Source organism: Streptomyces sp. NPDC057616 (assembly GCF_042800575.1).
Lineage (GTDB): Bacteria > Actinomycetota > Actinomycetes > Streptomycetales > Streptomycetaceae > Streptomyces.
The window spans coordinates 92,309-102,037 of record NZ_JBHVGU010000028.1 but is presented as its reverse complement, the minus strand read 5'-3'; the positions used below and the strand labels follow the sequence as shown (position 1 = coordinate 102,037).

Sequence of the window (9,729 nt, the reverse complement as noted above, 5' to 3'; positions counted from 1 at the left end):
GAGAGGAAGCGGCGTCTCTTGTTGTCTGTTTTGCTTTCTCTTTTCCCTCTAACGGGTGGACCCGGTTCGCCCCCCCCCCGCGCCGTACGGCCCTGTCCGCGCTGACGGACAAGTGGCTGGCCGGGCTCTTCGGAGCGGGGGCCGAAGGGCTGCGCGGGATCTCCCTGATCGCCGTCGGCGGCTACGGCCGCGGCGAGCTCTCCCCCCGCAGCGATCTGGACCTGCTGCTCCTGCACGACGGCGGCGACAGCGGGGCGGTCGCCGCGCTCGCCGACCGCATCTGGTACCCGGTGTGGGACCTCGGCCTCGCCCTGGACCACTCGGTGCGCACCCCGGGGGAGGCCCGCAAGACCGCGGGGGAGGACCTGAAGGTCCAGCTCGGACTGCTGGACGCCCGCCACATCGCCGGGGACATGGGGCTGACGGCCGGTCTGCGTACGGCCGTTCTCGCCGACTGGCGCAACCAGGCGCCCAAGCGCCTGCCCGAACTCCAGGAGCTGGGCGCCGAGCGCGCCGAGCGGCAGGGCGAGCTGCAGTTCCTGCTGGAGCCGGACCTCAAGGAGGCCCGCGGCGGGCTGCGGGACGCCACCATCCTGCGCGCCGTCGCCGCCTCCTGGGTGGCGGACGCCCCGCGCGAGGGCCTGGCCGAGGCCCGGCGCCGGCTGCTGGACGTACGCGACGCGCTGCACCTGGCGACGGGGCGTGCGACCGACCGGCTCGCGCTCCAGGAGCAGGACCAGGTCGCCGCCGAGCTCGGCCTGCTCGACGCCGACACCCTGCTGCGGGAGGTGTACGAGGCGGCGCGTGTCATCTCGTACGCCAGCGACGTCACCTGGCGCGAAGTCGGCCGGGTGCTGAGGTCGCGGGCCGTGCGGCCGCGGCTGCGCGCCATGCTCGGCGGCGGGAAGCAGGTCGCCGAGCGCTCGCCGCTCGCCGAGGGCGTCGTCGAGCAGGAGGGCGAGGTCGTGCTGGCCCGTGCCGCCCGCCCCGAGCGCGACCCCGTGCTGCCGCTGCGCGCGGCGGCAGCCGCCGCCCAGTCCGGCCTGCCGCTCTCCCTGCACGCCGTACGGCGCCTGGCGGCGACCGTGCGCCCGCTGCCCACGCCCTGGCCCGCCGAGGCCCGCGAACAGCTCGTGACCCTGCTCGGCTCGGGCCGCCCGACCATCGACGTGTGGGAGGCGCTGGAGGCGGAGGGCCTGATCACCCAGCTCCTTCCGGACTGGGAGCGGGTGCGCTGCCGGCCGCAGCGCAACGCCGTGCACCTGTGGACCGTCGACCGGCACCTGATCGAGACGGCCGTACGCGCCTCGGAGTTCACCCGCCGCGTCCACCGTCCCGACCTGCTCCTGGTCGCCGCCCTGCTGCACGACATCGGCAAGGGCTGGCCCGGCGACCACTCGGTGGCCGGCGAGATCATCGCCAAGGACGTGGCCGCGCGCATCGGCTTCGACCGCGAGGACGTGGCCGTCGTCGCCACCCTCGTACGGCACCACCTGCTGCTGATCGACACGGCCACCCGCCGCGACCTGGAGGACCCGGCCACGGTCCGCTCGGTCGCCGAGGCCGTCGGCACCCAGTCCACGCTGGAGCTGCTGCACGCGCTGACCGAGGCGGACGCGCTGGCCACCGGCCCGGCCGCCTGGTCGTCCTGGCGCGGTTCGCTCGTCACCGACCTGGTCAAGCGGGTGTCCGCGGTGCTCGCCGGCGACGCCCCCGAGGAGCCCGAGGCGGCCGCACCCACCGCCGAGCAGGAACGCCTGGCCATCGAGGCGGTCGCGACGGGCAGCCCGGTGCTGTCCCTGCGGGCGCAGACCGAGCCGCCGGCGGAGGAGCAGCCGGCCGGCGACCCGGAGCCGCTCGGCGTCGAACTCCTCATCGCCGTGCCGGACCAGCCGGGCGTGCTGCCCGCCGTGTCCGGCGTGCTCGCCGTGCACCGGCTGACCGTCCGCACCGCGGAGCTGCGCGCCCTGGAGCTGCCGGACGGCGTCGAGGGCGCGGTCCTGCTGCTGAACTGGCGGGTCGCCGCGGAGTACGGCTCCCTGCCGCAGGCCGCCCGGCTGCGCGCCGACCTGGTCCGCGCCCTCGACGGCTCCCTGGACATCGCGGGCCGCCTGGCCGAACGCGACGCCGCCTACCCGCGCCGCCGCGGTGTCGTGGCCCCGCCGCCCCGGGTGACCGTCGCCCCGGCCGCCTCCCACCTGGCGACGGTGATAGAGGTACGCGCCCAGGACGCCCCCGGCCTGCTGTTCCACATCGGCCGTGCCTTGGAGGACGCGCAGGTACGGGTCCGCAGTGCCCATGTCTCCACCCTGGGCGCGAACGCGGTCGACGCCTTCTACGTCACCGGCCCGGAGGGCGCGCCCCTGCCGGGCGACGAGGCGGCGTCGGTGGCCCGCAAGCTGGAGGAGATGCTGCGCGGGTGACCCGGGTGCCGGCGGCCTCGACCGCCGCCGGAGCCCTCCCCGAAGCCCCCATCTCGTCCCGGCCGTGACATGGGATCCCGGCGTCGTACCGACCCGGGATACCCTGGAGGGCGATTCGTCAGCTGCCACCGACCCCGAGGACCGCGAGCGCCGTGTTCGATACTCTTTCCGATCGCCTCTCAGCGACTTTCAAGAACCTGCGCGGCAAGGGACGGCTCTCCGAGGCGGACATCGACGCCACCGCGCGCGAGATCCGTATCGCGCTGCTCGAGGCCGACGTGGCGCTGCCCGTCGTGCGGTCGTTCATCAAGAACGTCAAGGAGCGCGCCCTCGGCGCGGAGGTCTCCCGGGCGCTGAACCCGGCCCAGCAGGTCCTGAAGATCGTCAACGAGGAACTCGTCACGATCCTCGGCGGCGAGACCCGGCGCCTGCGCTTCGCCAAGCAGCCGCCGACCGTGATCATGCTGGCGGGTCTGCAGGGTGCCGGTAAGACCACCCTGGCGGGCAAGCTCGGCCGCTGGCTGAAGGAGCAGGGCCACTCGCCGCTGCTGGTCGCCGCCGACCTCCAGCGCCCGAACGCCGTGAACCAGCTGAGCGTCGTCGCCGAGCGCGCCGGCGTCGCGGTCTACGCCCCCGAGCCGGGCAACGGCGTGGGCGACCCGGTCAAGGTCGCCAAGGACTCCATCGACTTCGCGAAGTCCAAGGTCCACGACATCGTGGTGGTGGACACCGCCGGCCGCCTCGGCATCGACCAGGAGATGATGCAGCAGGCCGCGGACATCCGCGACGCCGTCTCCCCGGACGAGATCCTCTTCGTCGTCGACGCGATGATCGGTCAGGACGCGGTCACCACCGCCGAGGCCTTCCGCGACGGCGTCGGCTTCGACGGTGTCGTGCTCTCCAAGCTCGACGGTGACGCCCGCGGTGGTGCCGCCCTGTCGATCCGCCAGGTCACCGGCAAGCCCATCATGTTCGCGTCGAACGGCGAGAAGCTCGAGGACTTCGACGCCTTCCACCCGGACCGGATGGCCTCCCGCATCCTCGACATGGGTGACCTGCTCACCCTGATCGAGCAGGCGGAGAAGACGTTCAGCCAGGAAGAGGCCCAGAAGATGGCCTCCAAGCTGGCGTCGAAGAAGGGCCAGGACTTCACCCTGGACGACTTCCTGGCCCAGATGGAGCAGGTCAGGAAGATGGGCAGCATCAGCAAGCTGCTCGGCATGCTCCCGGGCATGGGCCAGATCAAGGACCAGATCAACAACCTCGACGAGCGCGACGTCGACCGCACGGCCGCGATCATCAAGTCGATGACCCCGGCCGAGCGCCAGGAGCCGACGATCATCAACGGCTCCCGCCGCGCCCGTATCGCCAAGGGCTCCGGCGTCGAGGTCAGCGCCGTGAAGAACCTGGTCGAGCGGTTCTTCGAGGCCCGCAAGATGATGTCCCGCATGGCCCAGGGCGGCGGCATGCCGGGGATGCCCGGGATGCCGGGCATGGGCGGCGGCCCCGGCCGCACCAAGAAGCAGCCGAAGAAGGCCAAGGGCAAGCAGCGCTCCGGCAACCCGATGAAGCGCAAGCAGCAGGAGCAGGAGGAGGCCGCACGCCGGGCCGCCGCAGCACAGGGCGGCGCCTTCGGTGTGCCGGGCCAGCAGGCTCCGGAGGACTTCGAGCTGCCGGACGAGTTCAAGAAGTTCATGGGCTGACACGTCGGCAGGTGCACGGGCCGAGTCCGTTCTCTGCGCGTGCCGGGGGTTGGTCGTTGTCGTAACGTCCCGATATGACCAACCCCGCGCCGCCGCGCAAGTCGCCGGAGCAGCCCTGGCGCACCGAGGGCACGCCCGACGAGACGCCTAAGCCGTCTCCGGGCGGGCGGAAGATGCGCGGCGGCTGGTGGAGCCTGATCCTCACCGCGCTGATCGTGTACCTGATCGCGAACCTGGTCCTGTCGTTCTTCAACGAGGGCGACGAGCCGACGATCTCCTACACCGAGTTCAGCAAGCAGGTCGACGCGGGCAACGTCAAGAAGATCTACGCCAAGGGCGACGCGATCCAGGGCCAGCTCAAGAAGGGCCAGGACAATCCCGAGGGCGAGGGCACGTACACCAAGTTCAACACCCAGCGCCCGTCCTTCGCGGACGACCAGCTCTGGGAGAACCTGACCAAGCACGACGTCACGGTCACCGCCGAGCCGGTCGTCCAGCACCGTAGTTTTCTGGCCAATCTGCTGCTCTCGCTGGCGCCGATGGTGCTCCTGATCGCCGTGTGGGTCTTCATCGCGCGGCGGATGAGCGCGGGGCTCGGCGGCGCGGGCGGGATGCTCGGCCGCAAGGCACCGCCCAAGCCGGTCGAGCTGGAGCCGGGGCAGCAGCGCACCACCTTCGAGGACGTGGCCGGCATCGACGAGGTCGAGGGCGAGCTCAACGACGTCGTCGACTTCCTCAAGAACCCGGACGCCTACCGCAGGATGGGCGCCAAGATGCCGCGCGGCGTGCTGCTCACCGGCCCGCCCGGCACCGGCAAGACCCTCCTCGCCCGCGCCGTCGCCGGCGAGGCGGGCGTGCCCTTCTTCTCGGCCTCCGCCTCCGAGTTCATCGAGATGATCGTCGGCGTCGGCGCCTCACGCGTGCGTGAGCTGTTCGCGGAGGCCCGCAAGGTGGCCCCCTCGATCATCTTCATCGACGAGATCGACACCATCGGACGCGCCCGCGGCGGCGGTTCGGGCGTGGGCGGCCACGACGAGCGCGAGCAGACGCTGAACCAGATCCTGACCGAGATGGACGGCTTCTCCGGCTCCGAGGGCGTCATCGTCATCGCTGCCACCAACCGCGCCGACGTCCTGGACCCGGCCCTGACCCGTCCCGGCCGCTTCGACCGCGTCGTCCAGGTCTCGCCGCCGGACCGCGGCGGCCGCGAGGCGATCCTGGAGATCCACACCCGCGAGATCCCGCTCGCCCAGGGCGTCGACCTCGCCCACATCGCCCGTACGACCCCGGGCATGACCGGCGCGGAACTCGCCAACCTCGCCAACGAGGCGGCCCTGCTCGCCGTCAAGCGCAAGCAGGAGCGGGTGACGCAAGGCGACCTCTCGGAGGCCCTGGAGAAGGTTCAACTCGGTGCGGAACGGCCCCTGGTGATGCCCGAGGAGGAGCGCCGGCGCACCGCGTACCACGAGAGCGGCCACGCACTGCTCGGCATGCTCCAGCCCGGCGCCGACCCCGTCCGCAAGATCACCATCGTCCCGCGCGGCCGCGCCCTCGGCGTCACGCTCTCCACACCGGAGTCCGACAAGTACGCGTACACCGAGGAGTACCTGCGCGGCCGCATCATCGGCGCCCTCGGCGGCATGGCCGCGGAACAGGTCGTCTACGGCGTCGTCACGACCGGCGCGGAGAACGACCTGGAGCAGGTCACGAACATCGCGCGCGGCATGGTCGCCCGGTGGGGGATGAGCGAGCGCGTCGGCCGCCTGTCCGCCCTGCCCGGCGACGCGCAGCAGGCGTACGGCCTCGCGGCCGCCCCGCAGACCCTCGACGTCATCGAGGACGAGATGCGCCGGATCGTCGACGAGTGCTACGACGAGGCGTGCCGCAAGCTGACCGAGCACCGCTCCCGACTCGACGCGCTCGCCCGTGCGTTGCTGGAGAACGAGACCTTGGAGGAGGCGGACGCCTACCGCATCGCGGGCGTCACGCGCCTGACGAAGGACGAGCCCTGAACGACGGGCGGCGCACCACGGCTTCCGACGACGGGGCCTACGGGACCCGTGCGATCAGGTACCGGAAGACGTTCGGCATCCACACGGTCCCGTCCGGCCGCAGATACGGATGCAGCGCCTCCGCCAGCTCCTTGTCCACCTGCGCCTGGTCCGTGGCGCGGACGGCCGCGTCGAACAGGCCTGTCGACAGCAGCCCCCGTACCGCGCTCTCCGTGTCGGCGTACCCGAAGGGGCACGCGACCCGTCCCGAGCCGTCGGGCCTGAGCCCCGCCCGCTGGGCGACCTCCTCCAGGTCGTCGCGAAGGGCGGGGCGCCAACTGCCCGCACTGCGCAGCGGATCCGCCAGCTTGGTGGCCACCCGCAGCACGGACGACGTGGTGCAGCGCTCCGGCGGACCCCAGCCGGCGAGCACCACGGGCGCCCCGCGCTCGGCGAGCGGCGTCGCTGCCTGCAGCAGCCCGCCGAGCCCCTCCGAGTCGCCCGCCAGACACCCGATGGGCTCGAAAGCGGTCACCAGGGTGTACGCGGGCGTCTCCGCGCCGCTCGCGGCCCCTATGTCCTCGGGTGAACCGTCGACGAGCCGGGCGCCCGCACGCGCGTGTGCGCGCCACGCGTCCGGGAGCAGCCGCTCCCGCGCCAGGGCGAGCCGTTCGGGGGAGTCGTGGTCGAGGCCGGTCACCGCGGCCCCTCTGGACGCCGCCATGAGAAGGGCGAGCCCGCTGCCGCAGCCGAGCCCCAGCAGCCGGGTGCCGGAGCCCACTTCCAGTCGCTCGTAGACGGCCTCGTAGAGCGGGACCAGCATCCGCTCCTGGATCTCGGACCAGTCACGCGCGCGTGCACACCGGTCCACAGGGGGTGTCTCACCCGCGTGGGAGAAGTGCCGCCGCACGAGCGTAGGTGTCATGTAAAGCGCCCCAATCCGCCGAGAGTTGCCGCTGTGCCCTTTTCCGTAGCCCCCGTGACGTGCGCTCGCACTCCCCCCGTATGCCAGGTAACTCCGCACTCGACCGCGCGTCCAGTGGTATCCGGGCCCAGCTTGAGGGTTCGCTGCGGGAGTGGCGAGATTTCACATCCCGGCAACCTGGACCACTACGATCGCCGGGTCCCGGTAACGTCGCGGGCGCCGACGGCGCTTAGTGAAGTAGCGCCCTCCGCCGCGAGAGCGGCCGAAACGCCCCTTGCGTATCCACGGATCACGGCCGCACCGGCGCGTGGACATCATCTACGCGCCGGGTCGTAGCCCCGACTACGTACCGGCTTGGTATGAGCTGTGAGGTTTCTCCGCAGATCAGCGCACCCGCCCTCGTCGGGACGCATCAGCGGCAACTGACGGGTACGTGCAAATTATTTGGGATGGCCCGGAATAGGAACACAGCGGCACCCCCGCTCGTTGTCATTACGTGAGCACGACACAGACACCACCTGTTCTGGCCGCAGAGCTGGCACAGGCGTGGGCCGACATTCAGCGGTACCACCCCGAGCTGCCCGATCTGGCCGCGCCCGAGTCCCTGATCGGAGAGTCCTCGTCCGCCTGCGGTCACGAGCTCTCCTTCGAGCGACTGCTCCATGAGGCAGTCCATGGCATCGCCGCCGCGCGCGGCGTGCGCGACACGTCCCGTGCCGGCCGCTACCACAACCGGAGATTCCTCGCCATCGCCGAGGAGCTGGGCCTGGACCACCCCGAGGAACCGCACCCCAGCAGCGGCTTCTCGCTGGTCACGCTCAACCCCGAGGCCAAGCGCCGCTACCGCCCGACGATCGAGCGGCTGCAGCGCGCCCTGAAGGCCCACACGGCGGCGACCTCCGCCGACACCCCGAAGAGCTTCCGGGGCCCGGCCGCCCGGCACGGCTCGTCCGGTGGCGGCGTCCGGGTCAAGGCGGTCTGCGACTGCGGGCGCAACGTCCGCGTGGTCCCGTCCGTCCTGGCCCAGGCCCCGATCGTGTGCGGCGGCTGCGGGAAGCCGTTCCGCATCCCGGAGGTGGTCGGCGCCGCCTGACGGCGACCGTCGGTACCGGCATCTCGTGGCTGCCGGTGCGGTCGACGGACGACGGGGTGCCACCGCCGTGCACGCGGCGGCGGCACCCCGGGACGCCGGGCGCCTCTCAGCCATGCACTGACTCCTGTGCGGGCCCTCGGACGAAAGCGACCCGCAGGGTGTGGCACAATGGCTAGCTGTACTCGACAGCCGCACAGGACCCCTCTCTCCTCCGGCTGACGCGTCCATCGGGCACTCGGGTACCGCAACCCCACGCGGCCGTCTCGCCGTGCCCAACCACGTCAAAACCAGGAGAACCCACTCCCGTGGCAGTCAAGATCAAGCTGAAGCGTCTGGGCAAGATCCGTTCGCCTCACTACCGCATCGTCGTCGCCGACTCCCGCACCCGTCGTGACGGCCGTGCGATCGAGGAGATCGGTCTGTACCACCCGGTGCAGAACCCCTCGCGCATCGAGGTCAACGCGGACCGCGTCGCGTACTGGCTCTCCGTCGGCGCCCAGCCGACCGAGCCCGTGCTCGCCATCCTGAAGAAGACCGGCGACTGGCAGAAGTTCAAGGGCGAGCCCGCCCCGGCGCCGCTGCTGCAGCCGGCCGAGAAGGCCGCGCGCCCGTCGTTCGAGGCCCTTGGCGGCGACGACGAGGGCAAGGGTGAGGCGATCACCCAGAAGAAGAAGGCTGAGAAGAAGGACGAGGCCGCCGCCGAGTCCGCGTCGACCGAGGCCTGAGCATGCTCGAGGAGGCTCTCGAGCACCTCGTGAAGGGCATCGTCGACAACCCTGACGATGTGCAGGTCGCCTCGCGCAACCTGCGCCGCGGACGCGTGCTCGAGGTCCGGGTGCACCCCGACGACCTCGGCAAGGTGATCGGCCGCAACGGCCGCACCGCACGCGCTCTGCGCACCGTCGTGGGCGCCATCGGCGGCCGCGGTGTCCGCGTCGACCTCGTCGACGTCGACCACGTCCGCTGACGCCAAACGCAACACCGGCTCGGGCCGGGGAGGGCCACTGGGCCGTCCCCGGCCCGCAGTCGTATGACAGGAGATTTGGACACGTGCAGCTGGTAGTCGCGCGGATCGGCCGTGCCCACGGCATCAAGGGCGAGGTCACCGTCGAGGTACGCACCGACGAGCCGGAGCTCAGGCTCGCGCCCGGAGCCGTGCTCACCACCGATCCCGCCGCCGCGGGACCCCTCACCATCGAGACCGGCCGGGTCCACAGCGGCCGCCTCCTCCTGCGCTTCGCGGGCGTCAAGGACCGCACCGCCGCCGAAGCCCTCCGCAACCTCCTCCTGATCGCCGAGGTCGACCCGGAGGAGCTGCCGGAGGAGGAGGACGAGTACTACGACCACCAGCTGATGGACCTGGACGTGGTCACCGCGGACGGCGTCGAGGTCGGCCGGATCACCGAGATCTCGCACCTGCCGTCCCAGGACCTCTTCATCGTCGAGCGGCCCGACGGGAGCGAGGTGATGATCCCCTTCGTCGAGGAGATCGTCACCGAGATCGACCTCCAGGAGCAGCGGGCGGTCATCACCCCGCCCCCGGGCCTGATCGACGGCAACGCCGAGATCGCCTCCGCACGGGAAGAGTCGTAGG

Annotated in this window: 8 protein-coding genes; 7 read left to right on the top strand and 1 reads right to left on the bottom strand. The window is 71.8% G+C overall.

The genetic code is table 11. The features are described 5' to 3' along the window. From ACFU97_RS31050 to ftsH, 3 genes are all read left to right on the top strand, one after another. Positions 1–2,423, top strand: a 2,423-nt coding sequence (locus ACFU97_RS31050) for a [protein-PII] uridylyltransferase (protein ID WP_384263282.1), incomplete at its 5' end; no start/stop codon positions are given. 152 nt (positions 2,424–2,575) lie between these two features. Beyond that, complete coding sequence (ffh, locus tag ACFU97_RS31045) at positions 2,576–4,126, top strand: signal recognition particle protein (protein ID WP_384263279.1); 1,551 nt, start codon at positions 2,576–2,578, stop codon at positions 4,124–4,126. Between the two features lie 74 nt (positions 4,127–4,200). Continuing rightward, on the top strand, positions 4,201–6,138 hold the full coding sequence (ftsH, locus tag ACFU97_RS31040) for an ATP-dependent zinc metalloprotease FtsH (RefSeq protein WP_384263277.1): 1,938 nt from the start codon (positions 4,201–4,203) through the stop codon (positions 6,136–6,138). Positions 6,139–6,175: 37 nt separating this feature from the next. Here the strand turns inward: ftsH and ACFU97_RS31035 are convergent, their stop codons facing one another. Then, positions 6,176–7,042, bottom strand: coding sequence for an SAM-dependent methyltransferase (locus tag ACFU97_RS31035; RefSeq protein ID WP_384263275.1), 867 nt, complete (start codon positions 7,040–7,042; stop codon positions 6,176–6,178). Positions 7,043–7,538: 496 nt separating this feature from the next. Here ACFU97_RS31035 and ACFU97_RS31030 point away from each other — a divergent pair, with 496 nt between their 5' ends. The 4 genes from ACFU97_RS31030 to rimM all read left to right on the top strand — a co-directional run bounded on the left by ACFU97_RS31030 (position 7,539) and on the right by rimM (position 9,728). After that, positions 7,539–8,135 carry a hypothetical protein gene (locus ACFU97_RS31030; protein WP_384263272.1) on the top strand — a complete coding sequence of 199 codons (597 nt, stop codon included), beginning with the start codon at positions 7,539–7,541 and terminating at the stop codon, positions 8,133–8,135. A gap of 305 nt (positions 8,136–8,440) precedes the next feature. After that, positions 8,441–8,860: a 30S ribosomal protein S16 gene (gene rpsP / locus ACFU97_RS31025; RefSeq protein ID WP_384263270.1), complete on the top strand. Its 420-nt coding sequence runs from the start codon at positions 8,441–8,443 to the stop codon at positions 8,858–8,860. A 2-nt stretch (positions 8,861–8,862) separates the two neighbouring features. After that, on the top strand, positions 8,863–9,102 hold the full coding sequence (locus tag ACFU97_RS31020) for an RNA-binding protein (RefSeq protein ID WP_003973401.1): 240 nt from the start codon (positions 8,863–8,865) through the stop codon (positions 9,100–9,102). An 83-nt stretch (positions 9,103–9,185) separates the two neighbouring features. Continuing rightward, the gene (gene rimM, locus ACFU97_RS31015; protein WP_384263267.1) at positions 9,186–9,728 is read left to right on the top strand and encodes a ribosome maturation factor RimM; all 543 of its coding nucleotides are present in this window, start codon (positions 9,186–9,188) and stop codon (positions 9,726–9,728) included. The last annotated feature ends 1 nt before the right edge of the window (position 9,729 follow it).

Bases quoted from the DNA above. Each gene is read 5' to 3' on its own strand.
- ACFU97_RS31020 (WP_003973401.1), top strand. From the start codon at position 8,863: ATGCTCGAGGAGGCTCTCGAGCACCTCGTGAAGGGCATCGTCGACAAC.
- ACFU97_RS31035 (WP_384263275.1), bottom strand. From the start codon at position 7,042: ATGACACCTACGCTCGTGCGGCGGCACTTCTCCCACGCGGGTGAGACA.
- ftsH (WP_384263277.1), top strand. From the start codon at position 4,201: ATGACCAACCCCGCGCCGCCGCGCAAGTCGCCGGAGCAGCCCTGGCGC.